The following is a 23,663-nucleotide window of genomic DNA, read 5'->3' on the forward strand; positions in this document are numbered from 1 at the left end:
ATCCTGGAGAATCTGCTTATCCAGGCTTAGGTCGGCTACCAACTTCTTGAGTTGACTGTTTTCTTCCTCTAATTGACGTAAACGCCGGAGTTCTGTAATCCCCAAACCTCCGAATTTCTTCTTCCAATTGTAGAAAGTGGCCTCACTTATACCCATCTTACGACAAACTTCTTCGACTTTCACTCCTGTCTCAGACTGTTTCAATGCAAAAATAATCTGACTCTCTGTAAATCTGCTCTTTTTCATTAGACTTTTCTTTATTTAAATTTAATTATTTCTCGAAAAATCTCTACTTTTAATTGTTCCAGTTTTTTGGGAGAAGGTCAGATATCCTCAGCATAACGGAATCCTGAATTCTGTAACCTCTAACAGCAATAATCCTATAACCATAAATTTCGGGCCATCATTACAAGCAGATCCCCTGGAGGCCACCTACGAAGTGAAAGTATCCAGCGGTAACGGATTTTATGGGTTCAGGGCCAATACCGGCATTATGCCTCCCGGTGGAAATCAGGAACTCATAGAACTCAGCCAATGGGGAAATACTACATGGCTTCAGCAATTCGACAGTGCATTTGCAAACTGTCCCAATCTTGACGTAACGGCTGCAGATGCTCCTGATCTTACACAGATAAACAGTTTATCACAAATGTTCCTCAACTGTTCATCTTTGATAGGGCACACTTCATTTTATTACTGGAATCCTTACAATATTACAAACATGAGCAGTATGTTCAGCGGAGCGACTCTGTTTAATCAGAATATTGGAAACTGGGATACATCAAAAGTAACAGATTTTAGCGGCATGTTTTCTTCTGCCTCTTCTTTCAATCAAGATATTTCTGCCTGGAACACAATATCCGGAACTGATTTCTCTTCCATGTTTTCGGATGCTGTTGCTTTTAATCAGCCATTAAATTCATGGAATACAGAAAATGCTACCAGTTTCCGTTATACATTCTATAATGCGGCAGCATTTAATCAGCCACTTGATAACTGGAATACAGGTAAAGCAACAGACTTTGAGCATATGTTTGAAAATGCAGTATCATTCAATCAGCCCATTGGGAACTGGGATGTAAGTAAGGTTGATTATACTGCGGGATTTAATATGTTTTCTGATGCTTCACATTTTGACCAGGACATTTCTGCATGGAATATCAAGCTTCAAAACTTCAAATGGAATGCAATCTATTTCGGATTTAAAAATGCTGGCTTATCATGTACGAATTACAGTAATTTTCTCATTGCTCTGAATAATAATCCTACATGGACGAACTCAACAATAACATCCGGAACTATAGATGCAACAGGACTTGTTTATTCTACACCGCAAGCTATGCTGGCCAGAGCCCAACTGATCAACAAAGGGTTTAATATTATTGGAGATTCCTATATTTCCGGTTGTTTTCTGTCAACAAGAGACGTTTCAGCAAAAACTAAAACTTCCGCTTATCCTAATCCAACGACAGGAGTGATCAATGTGGAATCCGCAGCAGACGAAAATGTTCAATTATATGATATCAACGGTAACTTCATTAAAAATGTGATGTTTAGAAAAGGGAAAAACACGATCGATCTTACTGAATATCCGTCAGGGGACTATTTCTTAAAAGGTGATACTATTCTCACTAAAATAAGCAAACAATAGTAGGTCAGCTAAAAGGTTACCTTTTTAAATTCAGCTCCAAAGTCATTGTACTTTGGAGCTTGTTAAGTGTTATATTTGTATAAGTGAAGAACATTTTAGAAGACGATATAATAAGACAAAACTTTTGATAATTACTATATTATGCTTATTCTCATTAATAGCTGATGACAAACAAAAATGCGTTCTATTGATTTTATTTTCTAATCTGAAAGACCTGATTGTACAATGATAGTAGTAATAAATCCCACAAAACGATCTTTTACCTATTATCAAAAAGAAGAAAATATCTCTGGAAACTTATTTCCGGACCGCTTACAAAACCAATATGACCAAACTAACAGAATCAACATCATGGCACATCGTATTTTCAGATTAACAGTGAGTTGCTAAAAAAGAAAACCGGCGAAATGATTAATCATTTCTCCGGTTTTGTAGACCCACAGGGATTCGAACCCCAACTGATGGTACCAAAAACCAGAGTGCTACCGTTACACCATGGGTCTTTGTTTCAATGATCCAAAATTATAGAAATTATTTTATATACAAAAATAAAAATCCGGTGTCCATTAGGGAAACGCAGGGGTTTCAGTGTTATGTATTGATAGTCAAATTATTATTATTAAGGAAATTTTCTGGCTCAGAATAAGAATTTTTCTGGCTGGGTTTCTTCATCAGAGGGTTGATAGTATATGCTTGATTTTCATCAGGCCGGTTATTTCTCTTGATCATTGAAAATCAGTTTAAATAAAAATCCTATCTTTGCAAAAAATTGGGCTCCAAAAGTTGGAGAAACCCATTAATAACTCATCCGGAGGAGAACCGAAGGATTATTAAACATTTTTATGTCGAATATTGTCGCAATCGTTGGGCGTCCCAACGTAGGAAAATCCACACTTTTTAATCGTTTACTGGAAAGAAGAGAAGCTATTGTAGATTCTACAGCCGGTGTGACCAGAGACCGCCACTACGGGAAATCCGACTGGAACGGAGTCGATTTCACAGTAATTGATACCGGAGGGTATGATGTGAATAACGATGACGTGTTTCAGGGTGAAATCTCCAAACAGGTAGAGCTGGCCATTGATGAGGCTACTTCAATTATTTTCATGCTGAACGTGGAAGAAGGCCTTACCGATACGGATTACGAAATCCATGAGATGTTAAGGAGATCCAACAAGCCGGTTTACATTGTGATCAATAAAGTGGATTCTTCAAAAGAAGAAGTGGCGGCTACGGAATTTTACCAGTTGGGCATTGAAAAATACTATACGCTGTCTTCTGCAACGGGTTCAGGAACCGGTGAAGTTCTGGATGATATCGTTAAAGATTTTCCGACTACCGATTATAAAGATCCGTTTGAAGGGCTGCCTAAGATTACCATTGCCGGCCGTCCGAATGTAGGGAAATCCACTTTGACAAACGCTTTGCTTGATGCGGAAAGAAATATCGTAACCGATGTTGCAGGAACTACCCGGGACAGTATCCAGACCCTTTACAATAAATTCGGACACGAGTTTGTATTGGTGGATACGGCGGGAATGAGAAGGAAATCCAAAGTTTCCGAAGACCTGGAATTCTATTCCGTGATGCGTTCGATCCGTTCCATCGAGTATTCTGATGTGGTGATTATCATGGTAGATGCCACACAGGGCTGGGAATCCCAGGATATGAATATCTTCGGGCTGGCCCAGAAGAACCGTAAGGGGATTGTTATCCTTGTTAACAAATGGGACCTTATTGAAGATAAGCAGACCAACACCATCCGTGATTTCGAAAACCAGATCAAAGATAAAATCGGACAGTTTAATGATATTCCGATCTTATTCATTTCAGCGCTGACCAAGCAGAGGATCCTGAAAGCCGTTGAGTTGGCCATGGAAGTGTACGAAGCCCGCAGAAAGAAAATCAAGACTTCCAAATTAAATGAAGTCATGCTGCCGATTTTCGAAGGGACACCGCCGCCGGCCAACAAAGGGAAATACATCAAGATCAAATACTGTGTACAGCTTCCGACGCCGTCACCGCAGTTTGTATTCTTCTGTAACCTGCCGCAATATGTAAAGGAACCGTATAAAAGATTTACTGAAAACCAGCTGCGGAAAGAATTCGGGTTTACCGGAGTTCCGATCGAAGTGTATTTCAGACAAAAATAATAGTATCTTCCCTTTCAGGTTTTCTGAAAGGGATTTGTTTTCATTAAATTTTCATAATTTTATACAAAGCTTTTCAAATAATGAATACCGTTGTATTATCAGAACAATTTTCGCTTGTCAATTCCTGGATCAATGAACTCAGAAACGTGGAAATCCAGCATGACAGGATGAGGTTTCGCAGGAATCTGGAAAGGATCGGGGAAATTGCAGCCTTCGAGATCAGTAAAAGCCTTGAGCATGAAGAAATTGAAATCCGCACCCCTTTAGATACTGTTACAGCAAGGGAAATTGCTGTTCAGCCGGTGATCACCACTATTCTGAGAGCAGGAGTTCCTCTGTTCGAAGGGATACTGAACTATTTTGATAAAGCCGACTGCGGTTTTGTAGCAGCCTACCGGAAGCATGATGCCAATGATTATTTTTCAATCAAGCAGGATTATTTGACCTGCCCCAATATTGACGGAAGATCTTTGATTGTTGCCGACCCGATGCTGGCCACCGGGGCTTCTTTAATCGAAGCCATCAAAGATCTGTTAACCAACGGAACCCCTACTCAGCTTCATGTGGTGGCGGCCATCGCTTCAAGACAGGGCGTTGAAACCATCGGAAAAGCTTATCCTGATGCCAGGATATGGGTAGGTGTCATTGATGAAGACTTAACGACAAAAGGGTACATTACCCCAGGCCTGGGCGATGCAGGAGATTTAAGCTACGGAGAAAAACTTCAGAGATAATAAGGAATGTAAAACTTCCGGAGATTTATTCCGGATCAAGAGCCGTTACACTTTAGTCTTAAAGCTGTATAAAGCCTATTTTTAATTCTATGACTACTGATTTTTGGATATATAAGATCCACCTTCATAAGATCTGCGGGAATTATTTTTGAAATGCATGTACACAATTCTATGTGTAGTTGATTCATTGGTTTATCAATGAATAATTTCTGTGAGTCATTTCAGAATTAAAATTACATATCTACTGCCATTACCAGAACACTCACTCTGTTATTTCCTGCTTTAAGGATTTCCCAGGCTATGTTGGCTACCGTATTTCCGGTGGTAAATACATCATCAATCAGTAAAATATGTTTTCCTGAAATATCTTTAGTAACGGAAAATGTATTTTCAGTTTCCAGTCTGTGCCGTTTGTCCTTTAAAGCCTGTGCTTTCGAATACCGGTTTCTCTTCACCAGATGATGGTCAAAAGGGATATGGTAGAATTCCGACAGGGTTTCCGCAAATGCATGCAGCTGGTTGTAGCCTCTTTCTTTCAGCTTCTTCGGGTGCAGCGGTACGGTTATCAGGAGATCCGGTGCTTCATGCTGGAAATCCAGCCTTTCCGTCGTCCAGCCGGCCATAATTTTTCCGGCTTTTTCTCTGCCTTTGTATTTTAATTCATGGATGATTTTCCTGCTGATATTCTCGTTTTCGAATTTCATGAGGGCAAAAGCATGCTCTACAGGAAACAGAAGCTTACACCGTTCCTGCATGTAATTATGATCAGCATAGGTGTTGTGGGTAAACTGGATGTGTTCAAAACAAAGGCTGCAAACCAGTAAATTATCGTCAATAATCCGGTTGCACTCAAGGCAGCGGTTCGGGAAGAGCAGGTCTAAAATCATCTGTGTGTATTTAATCCTAAAATTAAAGATTTTCCTTAATCAGAGCAAAAATCAGCCTGAATATTATCATAACCGGTTTCTGTGGATCCCTTATTGACTCCCGAATAAAACCGGAAAATAAAATTTAAAAGCTTTATATTTGATAATGAGTTTGATTTATGAAAAGAAAATACAGGTAACGGGGCAGCATATTGACGGGCATAATCATGTCAATAATGTTCAGTATGTGCATTGGGTAGAAGAGATTGCCGTTGAACATTGGAATGCTGTAAAAGATAAATTAGGATATCCTGAGGACCTCTGGATGCTCCTTGATCATCATATACAGTATAAAAAGCAGGTTTACCTGGGAGATATTATAACGGTCAAAACGTATCCCAAACCTCCCGAAGGAATCCGCCAGCCGAGGAAAGTCGAATTTTACTGTAATGGTGAACTGGTCGTGGATTCACTGACGCTTTGGGTTTTTATTGATTATAAAACGAAGAGAATTAAGAGGCTGGAAAGCGCCTGGCTGGATAAGCTGTAATTATTCGTTCAGGATTTTCAGAATCGTTTCCGTTTTTGTTTCATCAACAATTCCTGTGATTTCTATTATCAAGAATAAAGGTCATCAGATTTCTTATCAACGGAAAGTAAGAATTCAGCTGTTTTCCGGAATCGGTAATGTGGAGAAAATTAAATTCCCTTTTTGACAGAAACTGTGCTGTCTTTTCATGGCTGTCATAAGTAATCGCGATAAAATTGGCTTTATTGCCCAACCTTTCTTTTAATCTGTTTAAATACGGAAGTTCTTCAATGCAGGGCTCACAGGAAGCCGACCAAAAATTAATTAAAGAATTTTTTCCTTTAAGCGCATCGGGTGTGAACTTCTCACCTTTCTGATTGGTATAATCTTCAATAGGGAAACGGGTTCCGATCTTATTTTCAAGGCTGGGATGGGTCCCGAATACTCTCTGCTGGGCATTGAGTGATGAAAAGCTTATTATCAGTAATACGGCTATTGTTTTTATTCTCAAGTAACGGGTAGATGTTGATTATTATTGCGGATCAGATTTTCACCTTACGTAATAGATCAATGAAACAAACCAAATTCCTTATCTTTGCCTTATGATACGTATTACAAAAATTTTTACATTCGAGACGGCTCACGTGCTGTATAACTATGACGGGAAATGTAAAAATATGCACGGACATTCCTATAAGCTGTTTGTAACGGTGAAAGGAAAGCCTGTTAATGATTTGGATAGCCCGAAAAACGGGATGGTGGTGGATTTTAGTGATATCAAGAGTATCGTAAAATCCGAGATTGTGGATGTGTGGGATCATGCCGTATTAATCAACGCGCTGACTCCGCATCGCGAATTGGGAGAAGACCTTGAAGATAAAGGGCATAAAGTGATCTATTGCAGTTTTCAGCCGACCTGCGAAAATATGCTGTATGCCATTGCCTCAAAAATAAAGCGGAGCCTTCCGGAAGGGGTTTCTCTGGCCTACCTGAAACTTCATGAAACCGAAAACTCTTACGGGGAATGGTTTGCGGAAGATAACCAGTAATTCTATTCAGCAAAAACGTAAAAGGTGTTAAAGACAACCATTAATTTAGAACCCGGGAAAAAAGTATATTTTGCTTCAGACCAGCATTTCGGCGCGCCTACCCCCAAGGAGAGTAAAATCCGGGAAGAGCGCTTTATCCGCTGGATGGATGAGATCAAACATGATGCACAGGTACTGTTTTTAATGGGTGACCTTTTTGATTTCTGGCATGAATGGAAACACGTGATCCCGAAAGGGTATGTGCGGGTCTTGGGGAAAATCGCAGAGCTGAAAGACCGTGGGATCCATATTTATTTTTTTGTGGGGAATCATGACCTCTGGATGAAAGACTATCTGGAAGAAGAGATCGGGTGTACAGTGTTCTATAAAAAACAGTATTTTGAAATGGGCGGGAAGCAGTTTTTACTGGCCCACGGAGACGGCCTGGGCCCGGGAGACAAAGGATATAAAAGGATGAAAAAAGTTTTTACGAATCCTGTGGCACAGTGGTTTTTCAAATGGCTTCATCCCGATGTGGCGATGAAGATCGCGTTATACATGTCCCAGAAAAACAAGATGATTTCCGGGGATGAAGACAAGCAGTTTTTAGGGGAAGACAAAGAATTTCTGATCATTTATTCCAAAGAAAAGCTTAAGACCCAGCAGATTGACTATTTTATTTATGGCCACAGGCATCTTCCGATGGTTCTTGACCTGGGGCAGGATGCCAAATATATCAATCTCGGAGACTGGATTTCTTACTTTACGTATGGTGTTTTTGAGCATGAATTTGAACTCAAGACTTTTGGGAAGAGCACGGTAAAAACGACCTTATAAAGAGGTAATTTTCCGGATGAACCGAAATTTATCTTTGTTTCAATCCGTCTTCCGTCTATCTGATGACAATAATTGACCAGGATTTTGTTGTCTATAAAAAAATAAAACCGGATCTAGGGTTTAACCGGATAATAAGATCACCTAAGTTAGTATTTAAGAAGTGAACAATATATTCAATATACAGACAGAACAGGATTTTTTAAGAGCTTCGCTGGAGACGTTCCGGTATCAGTATGAAAATGTAAAAATCTACAGAAAGTTCGTAGACTATTTAAAGATCAGCCCTGAACAAGTGAACAGCCTGGCAGGAATTCCCTTTCTGCCGATTGAGATGTTTAAAAACCATCATATTTTAGATCAAAATAAGACATCAGATCTGTTCTTCCAAAGTTCCGGGACCACGAAGATGAACCTGTCCAAACACTGGATCGCTGATGAAAACATCTACCAAGAGAGCATTTATAAAAGTTTTGAGCAGTTTATAGGGAAACCCGAGGATTTCATTTTCCTGGGGCTTTTGCCCAGCTATCTGGAAAAACAAAACTCTTCTCTGATTTACATGGTGGATTACCTGATGAAAAAGTCCGGTCAGCCTGAAAACGGATATTTTCTCTACAATCATGAAGATTTATTCAGGCTGTTGAATACGCTGGAAGACAAAAAAGTCATTCTTTTCGGCGTTTCCTTTGCCTTACTGGATTTCCTGGACTATTGCCATTCTGAAAGAAACGAGAAGCCGCTCGGATTTCTTAAAAATTTAGTCGTGATTGAGACAGGCGGCATGAAAGGCAGGAAAGAAGAAATGACCAAAGACGAACTGCTGAAAATTCTACAGCAAGGCTTCAGAACAGATAAAATCTATTCCGAATATTCCATGACCGAACTGCTTTCACAGGCCTATTCGTTAGGGAATAATGAATATGAATGCCCGAAATGGATGAGAATCAGGATCAGGAATGCCGAAGATCCCCTGGCTTATGAAAAAGAGGGAAGGACCGGGGCCATCAACATCATCGATCTCGCCAACATTCATTCCTGTTCGTTTATTGCAACCCAGGATTTAGGGAAAATCATTGGAAATAAATTCCAGGTATTGGGAAGGATAGACCATTCAGACATCCGCGGATGCAGCCTTTTGGTTTCGTAACAGAGTTTTAAAATTTCAGATTCAGAATCAGGTTTATGAAGTTAAAGATTGAAGAGTTAGTTCATGCATTCATCCATTCTCAATGTAATTTTGAGAAGGAAATTGTCTTGACTAATCATTTCCATGCCGATTGGGAAGCGGATATCCTGATTGTTGATGCCGAAGGGTTCAGCCATGAGATTGAGATTAAGCTGTCAAAAAGCGACTTTAAAAATGATTTTAAAAAATCCTATACTAATGTCAATACGGGGGAAAAGTTTTTAAAACATGACAAAATCTGCTGCGGAGACTACATCTGTAATGCATTCAGTTTCCTGCTCCCGATGGGGATGGTGGACCACTCGCTTATTCCTGAGCATTGCGGGATTATTGAGTTTTACCATAATGTAGATTCCTGGGATACGGAATTTTATGTAATTCGCAGCCCCAAACGCGTGCATGAAGATTCTTACTGGAAACTGATTGACAAGGATTTTTTCATCCGGAAAATGGCTTTGAATTTACTGCAGCGAAAACTGGAAATCAAAGGAAAACATGAAGAACTGATTTTCAGAAATCCTTTTGACCTTAAAAAGCTTAAGTAGATTATAAAACTGACTGTTTAGAAATGAACGGTTTCCCTGTTAATCTTCAATTGATGTGAACAGGCATTGCTTTCATAACAATACTACACCCGGAGTTATCATGATTGTAAAATATACTGCCTATATCATGGTTATAGGGGTCGGTATACAAGAAATGATTATTTTTAATTGAATAATTTAAAATGGCTTTCATGAAAAAGTTTTTGTGTGTGGTGATTGCAGCAGGTATCCACGGATCTTATTTTTCTCAGGCATCAAAAAAATCACTGCCCTGCTATGATCTTGAAGAAGTTTTAAAAGTAAAGCCGACAGCTCTTTATAAACCTCACCTCGACGCTTCGAGAAATTTCGGGATCAGGCTTCTTCAGGATCCGAAAACAGTGACGAAATACATTAACAGCGGGAAGCTTCACAGGATTAAAAAAACAGGAAAAGGATACCGCGTTTATAAACTGGATTACAGCAGGCCGTGGATGGTGTCCAAAGGGAAGCTGATGCTGGAAAAAATAGGGTCGCGTTTCAGTAAGGAGACCAAAGGGAATGTGTTTACCGTTTCCTCTGTTACCAGAACGCTGGAAGACCAGTGCAGATTAAGAAAAGTTAATACCAATGCCTCTTTGGGGATCAGTTCACATAATTACGGTAACGCTTTCGATATTTCCTATGTACGGTTTAATGATGTTTTAAAGTATAATAATAGGCTGGAAACTGCTTTAGAGAAGGTTTTGAAATATTATGCCGATGCCGGTAAAATTTATTATATCAAAGAAAAACAGCAGAGCTGTTTCCACATAACGGTAAGGAACTATTAACGGCTTCTCAATTCTGCGTGATATACTTGCACAGATAATTTAGTTTACATAATTTTATCCCACAAAAACCGTGAAAAATATGAACACACTTAACCGGGAACAATTGAATACTGCGGTTGCAGATTGGTCCAAATCCTGTGGAAGTTATACCACCATTAAAAACCTGATCCGTACCAACTATGTCTTTAATTTTGATGCTGATACCGTGGAATGGGTGAGAAGGCAGAATAAAAATACGGACTTCTGTACGCAGATAGGAATTTATCAGAGTAAGCTGGTGGCCGTTCTCTGCCCGATGGATGCAGATGGCAAAACAATAACCGTAGACAATTATCCTTACAGTTCTCTTGGTGAACTGGACCGGGATCTGGCATTGACGGAAATAGAAGAATACACCCTTGTGAAAAATGCGTACCTCTCCAAAGATCTCAGAAAAATAAATAATAATGCCGATATGTACCTGCCGGTATCCGGAAAGACGATGCTGGATCAGGATAAAGCCGTAACAGCAATCGAGTCGTGGAGAAATGACGGCATGAGCTGGTTTTACAGAGAGAGTTCCGAGTTTGCCGGAGCCAGGATTTTTAAAAAATTCTATGTGCCTTCAGATGACCTGATTCCTTCAAAACCCGGGCTGACGAATATCATCTGTTCATTCGGGCTTAAATTTTCAGAAGTGTACCAGCGGGTTTTGCCTACCCTTATTTTTATTTCTTTTTACCATGAACTTGGTAATGGCGGGAGCGTCGAGAGAATTTCCAATACCTACGACTGGTCAGAAGCGTGTCCGCCGCTTTGTAAGTATATGTAATTTTTTAACCCCAATATATTGTGGATATTTATCATCTAATAATTTATCTCAATAATAGTTTACTGTTAATCTGTGCTTTTATCGGACTTTTAAAGTACAGATCTTTTAAAAATACAGAAAAATGGTATGTATATTATATCATTTTTCTTTTTTTAATAGAAGCTATTGTTAAAATTGCGCTTTATCAGTTTGAGGTAAAAGACCTCGGCTTTATTTTTCCTTATTATGTTTCCGGAGAGCTGCTTCTTTTGGGGATTTTGTTTATCAGGAAGCTCAAATTGCCGTATTACTGGGGTATCCCGATTGTTTTAATGGCAGGTTATTTTTTAATTGATGCTGACGGTATCACCAATGAGGTAAAGAAGGTCATATCCAATATTGTGGTGATTTCTTTTGCAGGATATGCACTGCTTACCGAAATTAAGAACAGTAAGATCAATGACCGGTTTATACTGGCAGACAGTTTTATTTTTCTGTATTATGCGCTGTCGGTTTTTCTGTTTTTCCTTCTGCGGCAGCTTCCGGCATTCGGAAAGGAGGAAGCCCAGCTCATCTGGGGTATGAATAATATTCTCTGCAGTTTTCTTTATTTATCCATCATTTATACCTTTTTAAAATTAAAGAAATAACATTAAATATCACCTTTTTTATAGCGTTGATCGTCGTCCTGGTGATCATCATGTCTTTTATTCTGCTGGCATACAGAAGCTTTATCCAGAGGATTGTCAGGGAAAAGAATACACAGTATGAAGCAGAGGTGTTACATCAGAAAAAGCTGGCACTGGAAAATATCAAGGCGCAGGAATCGGAAAGGAAAAGAATTGCGGTAATGATTCATGATGATATTGGCAACCGCCTGAATATCCTTTCATTATGGCTGAATAACCTTGATACAAAAGGGGATGAACTGATTAAAAAAAATATTACCACGCAGATCTCTTCTTTGATCGATTCCGCAAGAAGCATTTCGCATTCACTGTATCCTGTGAATCTTGAGGCTGTGGGATTGGTATTATACATAGAAGAGCTGATTGCAAATCTGGCAGGAAGAATCAATATCTCGCTGACGGTAAGCCCGAAGTTTCAGAAGAAAAATATTTTTATAGAAGTACAGTTATACAGAATCATCCAGGAATTCACTACGAATGTTCTCAAACATTCGGAAGCGTCAAAAGTCAGGATCTACATTAAAGATCATAAGGATTATCTCTGCGTAGTCATTTCAGACAACGGGCAGAGTTTTGAATACGAAGAAGTGAAAAAAGGGATGGGTATAAAGAATATCGAATCCAGAATAAAATCTATGAATGCGGCCTACAAATGGAAAAATGTTTTAAATGAAGGCAGCCGTTTAATTATTAAAATTCCATACAACAATGAATTCCCAGATCAAAATAGCACTGGTTGATGACGAACAGCTGATCGTTGAAGGGGTAAAGATGCTCCTGTCATCCGAACAGAATATTACGGTAGACTTTACGTCTAACACCGGACCGGATTTTTTACAGACCTTAGAGCATACCTCCGGGGAAGATTTTCCCGATATCGCTTTGGTAGATGTTCAGATGCAGCCCATGAACGGTTTTGAGCTGGTGGAAATCCTGAAAGAAAAATATCCGGATCTTAAAATTATCATCCTCTCCTCACACTATAAAACCACGATCCTCGGATATATGGTAAAACTGGGCGTATCGGCTTTCCTTCCTAAAAATTCGAACAGAAATGCCTTTATAGAAGCAATTACGATGGTGTATAAAAACGGGATCTTCTTCACCCCGGAGGACCATCAGATGATTTTTTCCTATATGAACAGTCCTGCCAAGAAAAGAACACTCTTTGATATGGATGACGAACTTTCTGACCGTGAAAAAGACGTCGTGAAACTGATCTGCCAGGAATATACCAACAACGAAATTGCGGAAAAATTATTCATCAGCCCGAGAACCGTAGAAAGTCACAGGCAGAGAATCGTTGATAAAATAGGGGCCAAAAATACGGTCGGCATTGTCATTTATGCCATTATCAATAATATATATTCTTTAGAAAAAATCTGATTCCGTACAAATACGGAATTTTTTATTTGGTACTTTTTACGCTACGTTCCTTTTTTTTTTCATCGTTACTTTGAAGAATTCATTAATAGATAACCTATTGTTAATGAAGAGTAAAGATAAAACCACCAAGGAGTATGAAAAATAATACCATCACTGTCGGAATTTTCTTCGATGGAACCGGAAACAACGGGATTAATGCAACGTCTTCCCGGAAACCTCCGGCAAACAGTGAAAGCTATTATGGCAATACAACCAATATTTACAGGCTGTTCGGGCTGTTCGGGGGTGACGAAAAATTATATGTTGAAGGAATCGGGACGGTAACGGATCAGGAAGACAGCGATTTCGCTATGGCTACCTGCCGGAATCCGGGGAAATCAGAGGGATATTCTTCCGATGATAAGCTGAACAGAGCCTTTTCCTTTATTGAAAAACTAACGGCTGATAAAACCCGCAGATATGAACTTTATGTGTATGGATTCAGCAGAGGCGCTATGCTGGCAAGGCACTTCTGCCACGAACTGCTGAAACCGGAATCGTCTATCCAGGCAGATATGACAATAAAGTTCCTGGGAGTTTTTGATACGGTGGAATCTTCTGCTTTCAGTGAGTATGATGTTACATTATTACCTGCCATAGAAAGGGCACTTCATCTGTGTGCCATAAACGAATGCCGGTATTTCTTCCCGTTGACGGGTTTTTTTGAAGATTCCCCGGAAGCGGGAGATTCAAAATATGAAACAGAACAAACGGTCTGGAAAGAAATTTTTGTCCCGGGAGCCCATGCGGATGTTGGCGGAGGATATCTGGAAAGCTCAGAATCGGTATATCTTTCTCCCGAGTTCATCAACAACGGCGAACTCCTTTCATACCTACACAATATAAGGGAAACAGCTGCCGCTACAGAAGAAAACAGGATCTGGGATTCTCTTTTACAGCAGGCAAGGCCGGACCATGGAGATATCTTTTCCCAGGCATATGCAGAAAGAAGGCGGGTGTACATGGATATGTCCAAAGTTTACGGGAGATTAATGCTGAAAGAGTCGAATTTTAAACAGCAGGTCTTTATGACTGATTTTAGTGAATCCGATTTTTTAATAGATCCGGAAAAGCATCCGTACCTGGCAGAACTTTATCATGAACTGGAGCGGTATGCGGAAAATTTTTCTCCGGAATTAAAGCCGGATTACCATTACGAAAGGCTGATGGATTATACCCATATTTCAGCGAATTTCGGTCTGTTTCCTCCCGGAGTGATGGAGGCAAAATCCGGTGCCCATGCGGAATTCATCAACAACGGACTGAATGTGCCTACTCGTTCCGACGATAGGTTCAGTACAAATCAGGCAAAATTACACTCGGAAATACATTATGTGGAAAATTATGTAGTGGACTATGCCTTCGGAATGAATATTCCGAATAACGATAATTGGAGCCGTACTATATTGAGTAAAGAATCCCTTTATAATAAATATTAGTACTTTTTCAGTTTTAAATTTAGGTTGGAGCTGTCTTTAATAGGCAGCTCTTTTATTTTCTTAATGTTAATTAGCAGATCGCTGATCTTAATATCCGTGATTCATTTCTTTTTGCGTATTTTTGCGCCTTGAAATATTCAATAGACATTATTCACTTTTAATTATTCATTTACACATGCTTTCGGTTCAAGGTTTAGGATTACATCATTCGGGAAATTATCTGTTTCAAAACGTGAATTTCACGATCAAAAAAGATGATAAAATTGGATTGGTCGGTAAAAACGGTGCCGGGAAATCCACTTTATTGAAAATGCTTTCCGGAGAAATTACATTTTATGAAGGAAGTGTGGTTCCGGAAGGGAATGTCACGATTGGATTCCTTAAGCAGGACCTTGACTTTGTGAAAGGAAGAACGGTCTGGAATGAAACCATGCAGGCCTTTGAACAGATCAATGCATGGAAAGAAGAATTGGAAGAGATCAACCATCAGATGACGGTAAGAACCGATTATGAAAGCGACTCTTACACGGATTTGATCAACAGAATGACGGATCTGAATGATCTTCTCATGCACCACGATGCCTATAATCTGGAAGGGGATATCGAAAAAGTTTTGTTTGGGTTAGGTTTTAAAGCAGATGATTTTCATAAAATCACCGACGAATTTTCCGGAGGATGGAGAATGAGGATTGAACTGGCAAAACTGCTGCTTCAGAAAAATGATTTAATGCTTCTCGATGAGCCTACCAACCACCTGGATATGGAATCCATCATCTGGCTGGAGAACTTTTTGAAAGATTATCCCGGAGCCATCCTTCTGGTAAGTCACGATAAACAGTTTATGACCGCAGTCTGCAACCGTACTTTTGATGTGAATAACAGGAAAGTGGATGATTATAAAGCCAATTATTCCAAATACCTGTTGATGCGTGAAGACCGCCGTGAAAAACTGATTCAGGCTAAAAAGAATCAGGATGCGGAAATCAAGCAGATGGAAGACAACATCAATAAGTTCCGTGCCAGTGCCACCAAAGCCTCTTTTGCACAGTCGCTTATTAAAAAACTGGATAAAATCGACCGTATTGAAGTGGATAATGAAGATGTTTCCAAATTCAATATCCGTTTCGTTCAGTCTGTGGTTCCAGGAAAAGTAATCTTCGAGGCTGAAAACCTGGGGAAAGCGTATGGGCAGAAACAGATTTTTGATGACGTGGACTTTATTGTTCAGCGGGGCGACCGGATTGCGCTTCTGGGGCAAAACGGACAGGGTAAAACAACGCTGGCGAAAATTCTTGCCGGAGATATTAAAGATTATTCCGGAAACTGGAATTTAGGCCACAACGTCAATATCGGTTACTTTGCCCAGAACCAGGAGGAAGTTTTAACGCCTAATAAAACCGTTCAGGAAGAAGCCGAAGATGCGGCCACCGAAGAAACCAGACCTAGGGTAAGGGATCTGTTAGGGTCTTTCCTTTTCCAGGGTGAAGCGGTAAACAAGAAAACAAAAGTGCTTTCAGGAGGGGAAAGAAACCGTCTGGCATTGTGTAAGTTGCTTCTGCGTCCGTTCAATACGCTGATTATGGATGAACCTACCAATCACCTGGATATTCAGTCTAAAGAGATCATCAAGCTGGCGCTTCAGAAATTTGAAGGAACACTGATCGTAATTTCTCACGACAGGGAATTTTTACAGGGCCTCTGTGACAAGATTTACGAATTCCGTGACGGGCATATGAAAGAATTCCTGGGCGATATCAATGAATACCTTGAATTCAGACAAAAAGAAAGCATCAGGGAAATTTCTGCCGAGAAAGCAAAGCTCCGAGGTGATGAACCGAAAGCTGAGGTTAAAAAAGCCGAAAAGCCTGCGGAAAATAACACTCAGTCTTCTGTCATTGTGAGCAAGGAACAGAAGAACATTCAGAATAAGATTAAAAAAGTAGAAGAACAAATTTCCGAGCTCGAAACGAAAATAGAAGAAATGGAAGCTTCCTTTACCAAAGAAAACCCTTCTGATGAAACCCTGGAATCCTATAATAAAAAGAAAGAAGAGCTGGATGTGGCTCTGCAGGAATGGGAGTATTTAGGGACCCAGCTGGTTTAGCGGTTTGATAATAAATTTATTTTTTATTGAATGCCATAATAAAGTATTGATCTTTACAGTATATTACTAATAATTCATAAAAGTATTTTAAGGAAACTTTAATGTGCTTTTATGAATTATTTTTATAATTTTGATGCATGATTTTTAAAGAAAGCAGAAATCTGAAAAGTTTTATTTCCAAACTCTTGTTTGGGATATACTTTCTGGCGCTGTTTTCCCAAAGTTTTCACCATCATGACTCAACCGATGTTTTTAAAGGATTCAACCTGAAAAACACGGAAAGCAAGATAGCCGAAAACGCAGCAAAAGAGAAGGCCGGCGACTGTCTGGCCTGTCATTTCCTGGCTACCGGCCATACGCTGGTTCCTGAAGAATTCAGTTTTTCTTTCGGAAGCTATACGCACGAAGTAAGGCAGATTATTGTTGTTCAGGAAAAAATCTGGTCACAGACCAAATTCACCTTTCACCTGCGGGGGCCTCCCGCCGTTTCATAGTTTATAGATTTTTCGGGATTTATAATTAATGTTTTAGGTTGTAGTTTTCTTATCACACACCATGGCATGGGTATACCGTATATGACACGGATATCAATAAATCCATTCAACTATTTTTTACGCAACAGTACTTGATAAAGTACATCATCAATCTATTTAACAATGAAACTGATCTATAGTTTTATGCTCATCCTTTGTGGATTTGCATTGACAAGCGCACAGCAGACGTATACCGTTCAAGGAACCGTTCAGGATTTTCACGATAAGACCATGCTGGAAAATGCAGTAGTTAAAATCGGGGATTTTTCTGCACGGACAGACAAGAACGGTGCGTTTTCATTCAATAAGATTCCCGCAGGGAAATATATACTGGTGGCTAAGCATCCTGACTGTAATGATTATACTGAAAATGTAGGAGTTACACAGGATCTGCATCTGAAGATCACGCTTGAACACCATATTCAGGATATTGAAACCGTGACCCTGCACGGAAGTCATAAGAATAACGGAAGCATGGTGGTAAAGACAATCGATCAGTCTGCCATTTCACGGAATATTACAGAAAACCTGGGGAATCTGTTAACCAATATTTCGGGTGTAAGTGTTCTGAAGACAGGGAATAATATCGCCAAACCCATTATCCATGGACTGTACGGAAGCCGGGTTGCCATTCTTAATGACGGCGTTAAGCTGGCAGAGCAGGAGTGGGGCGTTGAGCATGCTCCCAACGTAGATGTGAATAATTTTGAACACATTGATGTCGTAAAAGGAGCTTCCGCCCTGAAATACGGAAGCGGTGCCGTGGGGGGCGTGGTGGTTCTGCAGCCGCAGGTCTTGCCTAAGAAAGATACGATTATGGGAGCCGTTTCGCTTTCGGGAATTTCAAATGGGCGCGGTGCAGGTCTCAACGTCAGATTGGCAAAAACATGGGAAGACGGCTGGGCCGTTAAAACAAACGGAAGCTTTAAGAAACTCGGAGATCTTGATGCGCCGATGTACGGACTGATGAATGCCGGGCTTCAGAGCTCGGGATTTAATTTCGGGGTTCAGAAGATGACTTTTAACAAAGGTTTTTCTTTTGATTATTATCTTACAAAAAGCTCAGTAGGGATTCTCAGGAGCTCCCATGTGGGAAATTCTGAAGATTTGTTTCTCGCACTTACTGCCCCGGAGCCGATCTATCAGAGAGACTTCAGCTATCATATTGATAACCCGAGGCAGGATATTGAACATCATATTGCTAAAATTTCCGCATATCAGAGGTTTAAGGATTTTGGAAAAATTACGGCCACCTACAGCTTCCAGTACAACCACAGGAAAGAGTTTGATATCCGTAGGGGAGAAGAACTCAGCAAGAAGCCTGCACTGGATCTGGAGCTGATCACCAATGATCTGAATATTGATCATATCATAGAAAGGGGGAAATGGAACCTGGAATCCGGAGTTAATGTGGGGTATCAGAATAATTATTCCAATACGGAGACTGAAGCACGGCGTCTTGTGCCGAATTACGACCGGTATTATGCCGGGATTTATTCTGTTTTGAAGTATAAAATAACTCCGCAACTGGATCTGGAAGTGGGCGGAAGGTATGATTTTGATCATTACGAAGTCACGAAATGGTATGACCTGAGCGACTGGAATAAGCTCTATGCCTCAGATTATTCAGATTTTGAAGTAAGAGTGAACCAGAATAGGATTCTTACAAAGCCGTCATTGAGTTATAACAATATTTCGGCAAATGCAGGAATCGCATACCGACCTTTCCAAAATTTTGACCTGAAATTCAATTATGCCAGGGTTTCAAGATCCCCGAATGTTGCTGAGCTTTTTGCAGACGGCCTGCATCATTCGGCAGCGATTATTGAAAGGGGAGACCTCAGAATTAAGAACGAAACGGGAAATCAGTTTAATTTGGTGGCTGATGTAAGGGCCAATTTTTTAAAGGGACTGAATATTTCTGTTAATCCATATTTCTTTTACACCAGAAATTTCATTAACGAAATTCCTTCAGGATACCAGAATACGCAGTGGGGCGGTGCTTTTGTCGTGTACAAATATGAGCAGATTGATGCAAAGATGTATGGGGCAGACCTTGATGTTCAGCTTAAAATTACCGATAATTTAGGCTATAAAGGAAGTGCATCGTACGTTTACGGACAGGATCTTACCCATGATGTGCCCCTCATTATGATGATGCCGCCGAATTTTAATAATGCATTGGAATTCAGTAAAAAGGAATGGGGGAAATTTTATTTCAATGTAAGCAACAACACCTACCTGAAGCAGACGAGGTTCCCGGTTTACAATGTTCCGATCAGGTTATTCGATTCAAACGGGAATGCCTATAACCAGGAAGTGGATATTTCCACGCCTCCGAACGGATATTCGCTCTGGAACTTTCAGACCGGGGTAGGCCTGTCTAAAAATTTCGGAGTTGATTTTTCAGTCCGAAATATCTTTAATAAGCCATACAGGGACTATCTGAACAGGCTTCGTTTCTTTTCCGATGATATGGGAAGAAACTTTATTTTAACACTTAAATATCAATTTTAATTACTTAAATCAAAAAAATGAAAAATATTTTTAAAAATACAACATTGATCGCAGGACTCTTATTCTTATCAGCTTCTTTTAGCGTAACCTCATGTAACAGAAGCGATGATGAGGCAGATGACCTTCCTCAGGAAGAACTTTCTGATGTCTTGCTGAAAGTAACGGATGCCTCTACCGGAACCTCGGTAGTATATGATTACCAGGTAAACAGTACAACAAATCCTAATGTAAAGCTGACCAACGGTCATATGTACAACGTGGAAGTAATCTTCAAAAATGGGGATGAAGATGCTACACAGGAGATCAGGGATGCGAAAGACGAACACTTTTTGGTATATAATTTCCCGAATTCAGATGTTAGCTTGACCCGTACGGATGATGCGTCTTCTACAAGGGCAGACGGAAAACATGTGGGATTAAAAACACAATGGGTGGTAAATACGGCAGTAAAAAATGCATCTGCACCTGCCCAGCTGGTTCTTACCCTGTATCATGAGCCCACAACCGTTTCTGAAGCTTCTTCAGTAAGCGGAAACGGAGTAGTGTACGGTGCTCACACCGGAGGCGAAACAGATGCTCAGGCAAATTATAATATTATCAATTAATATATTCTTTAATCTTGTTAACAAAACCCCATTGAAACAATTCAATGGGGTTTTAATTTAACATTATTTAGCTTTTAAGTTGATTTTAAATGGGTGATTTTGATAAAAATTTCCTATTTTTGCAACCTAAAATTTTAATCAATAATGAAGGTTACCGCAAAAAACCATGATGATGTAAGTGCATTGCTTACAGTAACATTGGAGAAATCTGACTACAAAGATAAAGTAGAAAAGCAATTGATTAATTATGCTAAGAACGCACAGGTTCCCGGTTTCAGAAAGGGGAAAGTGCCTTTGAGTATGGTTAGGAAACAATATGAAGCAGGGATTGCATTCGAAGAAATCAACAAACAGGTTTCTGATGCTTTGAACGGCTATGTTAACGAAAACAAGTTAAGATTAGTGGGCCAGCCTGTTCCTCAGCCTGTAAACGAATTTGATTACAATGCTGACCAGCTTGAAGTTGCTTTCGAAGTTGGATATGAGCCTGAATTCACTATAGATTTAGCTAAATACGAAGCCCCTCACTACAAAGTGGAAGCTTCTGAAAAAGAAATCAACAAGAGTATTGAGAACATGCAAAAGCGTTTCGCGGAGCAGGTTCCTCAGGAAGAAATCACTGAAGATTCTTATATCGTATTGGAAATTTCTCAGGTTGTTGAAGAAAATGCTGAAGGAGAGCACCACCACCAGCCGAAAAATGTTACCGTTACTGCTGAAAACAAAGAAGCTTTCCCATTGGTGAAAGATCTGAAAATGGACGGTTCTGTAAAAGTAAGCAAAGAAACGCTTGCCGGGAATGAAGAGTTGGCCAAAGAATTAGGATTCTCCAAAGAAGAAGCTGAACATTTACACCACAACGAAGTAGAGGTAAAAGTAAAAGATTTCTATTCTTTAAACCTTGGCGAACTTAACCAGGATCTTTTTGACAAAGTATACGGAGAAGGGAACATTAAGTCTGAGGAAGAGCTTAAAGAAAAAGTAAAATCGGAATTAGACGAATATTTCCAGCAAAATGCTGATGTTCACTTTGTGAATAAAGTATTGGAGCAGGTTTCCGAAAAAGAAGAAGTGAAGCTTCCTGAAGAATTCCTTGTGAAATGGTTATTGTTCTCTAATCAGAATATCCAGTCTGAAGACCAGGCTAAGGAAATCCTTGAAGCTGAGAAAAACCAGCTGAAGCATCAGATCATCGAAGGAAAACTGATGACCGATAACAATATCCAGTTGGATTATGCTGATGTTTTAGGGCAGGCTGAACAATTGGTGAGAAATCAATTGGCTATTTACGGAATCCACCACTTAGGTGACGAGGAAATCCAGAAATATGCTGTTGAAATGCTGAAAGACCAGGAGCAGGTAAGACAGATCTCTTCCGAAGTGGCCATGACGAAGCTGAAAGATGTTATTCTTGAAAAAGCAACGAAGAAAGAAACGGCAATATCCCACGACGAGTTCCTGGAAGAACTTAAGAAATAAGTTATTTGCTATAGATATTTTGAAAAGCCATCGGTCACCCGGTGGCTTTTTATTGAAAAAGCATAAATGTTTATCATTCAATATTCCTATATTTACGCTCTAAACTTAATATATGAAAAAGATCATCATCCCGTTTTTTTGCGCTGTACTTTTTGCTGCTCCGGCAGCGGCACAGCAGACGACGACTGTTGCTCCCGCTAAGACGGAAGCCGTAAAATCGAAACTCTCCTCCAAAGAAGTAATTGATAATTACCTGAAAGCGCTTGGAGGTAAAGATAAGCTGCAGGCTGTTAAGACAACGGTTATTGAAAATACCCTTACTGTACCGGGACTACCTGCTGAAGTGACCATGGTGACTAAGAAAATGGGGAACAAATTCAAATCTGAACAATCCGTAATGGGTCAGAAAATGATCCAGTCTTTTGACGGCGAAAAAGGATATTTTGATCAGATGGGAAGCAAAAAAGAGATTCCTGCCGATAAAATTGCAGAATTAAGGAAAAGTACCGTCATTGACGCATTGGCTTATGAACCGGCCAATTATACAAATGTTACGGTTGAAAAACTGGACGGGAAAGACTATAATGTCCTGAGTTCAGACAAAGGGAAATTTTATTTTGATGCTTCCACAGGATTATTGTACAAATCTTCTGCTGCAGAAGGAAGTGCCCTGGTCAAAAGCTACATGACAGTTGACGGTATGAAATTCCCGCAGGAAATTGAAGCAGAAGGGAACGGACAGAAAGTAACCATCAAAACGACTAAAGTCACCATTAATTCAGGGGTTACAGAAGCCGATTTCAAATAAAAGTTATTACTTCCATATAAATCAATATGATCAGCCGGGTCCGCCCGGCTTTTTTTATAGTATGAATAACTGGCAGATATTTTAATTAATTAATTAATACAATCCATGTTAAGTATCCTTTCTTGGTTTGCAATAACCTGACTGGGATTTTAATATATGATAATATTATGTTTAACGAATAATTTGCCAGTACAGGAGACGTCTGTTTTTATTCATAAGCACAATTGCTACAATAAAGAAAGCCGCAAATTTTGCGGCTTTCTTTATTTAAAATGCTGCGTTTTAAAAACACAAAACACAACCTTTTTAGATGATCAAAATTAAACTAAATTTAGGTTTCTATGTATTAAGAGCCATATTCACTTTTCCATTCTTCAGCGGCCTCACACATAACATCATAAAAATCGACCCCATATTTTCGGATCAGAGGGGTTTTCAGAAATTTATAGACAGGGACCTGCAATTCCCTTCCCAGTGTACAGGCATCACTGCAAACACTCCACTCGTGGTAGTTCAATGCGGTAAAAGTAGAGTATTCCGTTACCCGGATCGGGTATAAGTGGCAGGAAATGGGTTTCTGCCAGTCTATGACACCGTCTTCATAAGCTTTTTCAATACCGCATTTGGTAATCCCTCTTTCATCAAAAGTAACATATGCACATTCTGCATCTTCCACCATGGGGGTTACATACATTCCGTCCATCGGATCCGTGGTCCATGTTCCCTGTTCTTCCAGCGCTTTAATGCCGTCCTGGGTAAGATAAGGTTTTATTTTATCAAAAATATTATCTAAAATAACCAATTCATCTTTGTCCAGCGGGGCGCCAACATCTCCCTCCACGCAACATGCGCCTTTACATTTCGTGAGGTTACATACAAACTCTTCAGAAAAAATTTCTTCGGAGATCAATTTATCGTCTATCTGAATCATAA

Annotated in this window: 24 protein-coding genes and 1 tRNA gene; 20 read left to right on the forward strand and 5 right to left on the reverse strand. The window is 39.8% G+C overall.

Annotation, left to right across the window (positions count from 1 at the left end; genetic code table 11):
• On the reverse strand, nt 1–246 hold a 246-nt coding region (locus H561_RS0102645; protein ID WP_027385608.1), incomplete at its 3' end, for a transposase.
• A 193-nt stretch (nt 247–439) separates the two neighbouring features.
• Between H561_RS0102645 and H561_RS23185 the strand changes: the two genes are divergently transcribed.
• The gene (locus H561_RS23185) at nt 440–1,651 is read left to right on the forward strand and encodes a BspA family leucine-rich repeat surface protein (protein ID WP_051349282.1); all 1,212 of its coding nucleotides are present in this window, start codon (nt 440–442) and stop codon (nt 1,649–1,651) included.
• Nucleotides 1,652–2,083: 432 nt separating this feature from the next.
• Here H561_RS23185 and H561_RS0102655 read toward each other — a convergent pair.
• Nucleotides 2,084–2,154 (reverse strand) — tRNA-Gln (locus H561_RS0102655).
• A 339-nt stretch (nt 2,155–2,493) separates the two neighbouring features.
• Between H561_RS0102655 and der the strand changes: the two genes are divergently transcribed.
• On the forward strand, nt 2,494–3,804 hold the full coding sequence (gene der / locus H561_RS0102665; protein ID WP_027385609.1) for a ribosome biogenesis GTPase Der: 1,311 nt from the start codon (nt 2,494–2,496) through the stop codon (nt 3,802–3,804).
• A gap of 80 nt (nt 3,805–3,884) precedes the next feature.
• Nucleotides 3,885–4,538, forward strand: a complete 654-nt coding sequence (gene upp, locus H561_RS0102670) for a uracil phosphoribosyltransferase (RefSeq protein WP_034761250.1) — start codon at nt 3,885–3,887, stop codon at nt 4,536–4,538.
• 233 nt (nt 4,539–4,771) lie between these two features.
• Here the strand turns inward: upp and H561_RS0102675 are convergent, their stop codons facing one another.
• Nucleotides 4,772–5,425: a ComF family protein gene (locus H561_RS0102675; protein WP_027385611.1), complete on the reverse strand. Its 654-nt coding sequence runs from the start codon at nt 5,423–5,425 to the stop codon at nt 4,772–4,774.
• A 145-nt stretch (nt 5,426–5,570) separates the two neighbouring features.
• Between H561_RS0102675 and H561_RS0102680 the strand changes: the two genes are divergently transcribed.
• Nucleotides 5,571–5,954: an acyl-CoA thioesterase gene (locus H561_RS0102680; RefSeq protein ID WP_027385612.1), complete on the forward strand. Its 384-nt coding sequence runs from the start codon at nt 5,571–5,573 to the stop codon at nt 5,952–5,954.
• A 43-nt stretch (nt 5,955–5,997) separates the two neighbouring features.
• Here the strand turns inward: H561_RS0102680 and H561_RS23190 are convergent, their stop codons facing one another.
• The gene (locus H561_RS23190; protein ID WP_051349283.1) at nt 5,998–6,444 is read right to left on the reverse strand and encodes a TlpA family protein disulfide reductase; all 447 of its coding nucleotides are present in this window, start codon (nt 6,442–6,444) and stop codon (nt 5,998–6,000) included.
• A 91-nt stretch (nt 6,445–6,535) separates the two neighbouring features.
• Between H561_RS23190 and queD the strand changes: the two genes are divergently transcribed.
• From queD to H561_RS0102770, 16 genes are all read left to right on the forward strand, one after another.
• Entirely contained in the window at nt 6,536–6,982 is a 447-nt protein-coding gene (queD, locus tag H561_RS0102690; RefSeq protein ID WP_027385613.1) for a 6-carboxytetrahydropterin synthase QueD, read from the forward strand.
• A gap of 24 nt (nt 6,983–7,006) precedes the next feature.
• Nucleotides 7,007–7,798 (forward strand): UDP-2,3-diacylglucosamine diphosphatase, encoded by a 792-nt coding sequence (locus H561_RS0102695; RefSeq protein WP_027385614.1) that lies wholly within the window; start codon nt 7,007–7,009, stop codon nt 7,796–7,798.
• Nucleotides 7,799–7,958: 160 nt separating this feature from the next.
• The gene (locus H561_RS0102705; protein WP_027385615.1) at nt 7,959–8,945 is read left to right on the forward strand and encodes a LuxE/PaaK family acyltransferase; all 987 of its coding nucleotides are present in this window, start codon (nt 7,959–7,961) and stop codon (nt 8,943–8,945) included.
• 35 nt (nt 8,946–8,980) lie between these two features.
• Complete coding sequence (locus H561_RS0102710) at nt 8,981–9,529, forward strand: hypothetical protein (protein ID WP_034761253.1); 549 nt, start codon at nt 8,981–8,983, stop codon at nt 9,527–9,529.
• Between the two features lie 191 nt (nt 9,530–9,720).
• Nucleotides 9,721–10,341, forward strand: coding sequence for a DUF5715 family protein (locus H561_RS0102715; RefSeq protein WP_027385617.1), 621 nt, complete (start codon nt 9,721–9,723; stop codon nt 10,339–10,341).
• A 79-nt stretch (nt 10,342–10,420) separates the two neighbouring features.
• Nucleotides 10,421–11,152, forward strand: a complete 732-nt coding sequence (locus tag H561_RS0102720; protein ID WP_027385618.1) for a hypothetical protein — start codon at nt 10,421–10,423, stop codon at nt 11,150–11,152.
• 20 nt (nt 11,153–11,172) lie between these two features.
• A complete protein-coding gene (locus tag H561_RS0102725) occupies nt 11,173–11,781 on the forward strand; it encodes a hypothetical protein (RefSeq protein ID WP_034761257.1) in 609 nt (202 codons plus the stop codon).
• 50 nt (nt 11,782–11,831) lie between these two features.
• Entirely contained in the window at nt 11,832–12,560 is a 729-nt protein-coding gene (locus tag H561_RS0102730) for a sensor histidine kinase (RefSeq protein WP_051349284.1), read from the forward strand.
• Nucleotides 12,529–13,206 carry a response regulator transcription factor gene (locus H561_RS0102735; protein ID WP_027385621.1) on the forward strand — a complete coding sequence of 226 codons (678 nt, stop codon included), beginning with the start codon at nt 12,529–12,531 and terminating at the stop codon, nt 13,204–13,206. Before H561_RS0102730 ends, H561_RS0102735 begins: the two co-directional genes overlap by 32 nt.
• Before the next feature lie 134 nt (nt 13,207–13,340).
• Nucleotides 13,341–14,684 (forward strand): T6SS phospholipase effector Tle1-like catalytic domain-containing protein, encoded by a 1,344-nt coding sequence (locus H561_RS0102740; RefSeq protein ID WP_034761260.1) that lies wholly within the window; start codon nt 13,341–13,343, stop codon nt 14,682–14,684.
• Between the two features lie 175 nt (nt 14,685–14,859).
• Nucleotides 14,860–16,788, forward strand: a complete 1,929-nt coding sequence (locus H561_RS0102745; protein ID WP_027385623.1) for an ABC-F family ATP-binding cassette domain-containing protein — start codon at nt 14,860–14,862, stop codon at nt 16,786–16,788.
• A 137-nt stretch (nt 16,789–16,925) separates the two neighbouring features.
• Nucleotides 16,926–17,282 (forward strand): hypothetical protein, encoded by a 357-nt coding sequence (locus H561_RS0102750; RefSeq protein ID WP_027385624.1) that lies wholly within the window; start codon nt 16,926–16,928, stop codon nt 17,280–17,282.
• Between the two features lie 162 nt (nt 17,283–17,444).
• Entirely contained in the window at nt 17,445–19,838 is a 2,394-nt protein-coding gene (locus H561_RS0102755) for a TonB-dependent receptor (RefSeq protein ID WP_051349285.1), read from the forward strand.
• Between the two features lie 17 nt (nt 19,839–19,855).
• Nucleotides 19,856–20,443: a hypothetical protein gene (locus tag H561_RS0102760; RefSeq protein ID WP_027385626.1), complete on the forward strand. Its 588-nt coding sequence runs from the start codon at nt 19,856–19,858 to the stop codon at nt 20,441–20,443.
• Between the two features lie 144 nt (nt 20,444–20,587).
• Nucleotides 20,588–21,922, forward strand: a complete 1,335-nt coding sequence (locus H561_RS0102765) for a trigger factor (RefSeq protein ID WP_027385627.1) — start codon at nt 20,588–20,590, stop codon at nt 21,920–21,922.
• A 112-nt stretch (nt 21,923–22,034) separates the two neighbouring features.
• Nucleotides 22,035–22,730, forward strand: a complete 696-nt coding sequence (locus H561_RS0102770; RefSeq protein WP_027385628.1) for a hypothetical protein — start codon at nt 22,035–22,037, stop codon at nt 22,728–22,730.
• A 346-nt stretch (nt 22,731–23,076) separates the two neighbouring features.
• On the opposite strand, the gene H561_RS0102775 is transcribed toward H561_RS0102770, so the two are convergent.
• Nucleotides 23,077–23,661: a DUF3109 family protein gene (locus tag H561_RS0102775; RefSeq protein WP_027385629.1), complete on the reverse strand. Its 585-nt coding sequence runs from the start codon at nt 23,659–23,661 to the stop codon at nt 23,077–23,079.
• Nucleotides 23,662–23,663 lie beyond the last annotated feature (2 nt).

The organism is Chryseobacterium gregarium DSM 19109, assembly GCF_000430845.1.
GTDB classification, from domain to species: domain Bacteria; phylum Bacteroidota; class Bacteroidia; order Flavobacteriales; family Weeksellaceae; genus Chryseobacterium; species Chryseobacterium gregarium.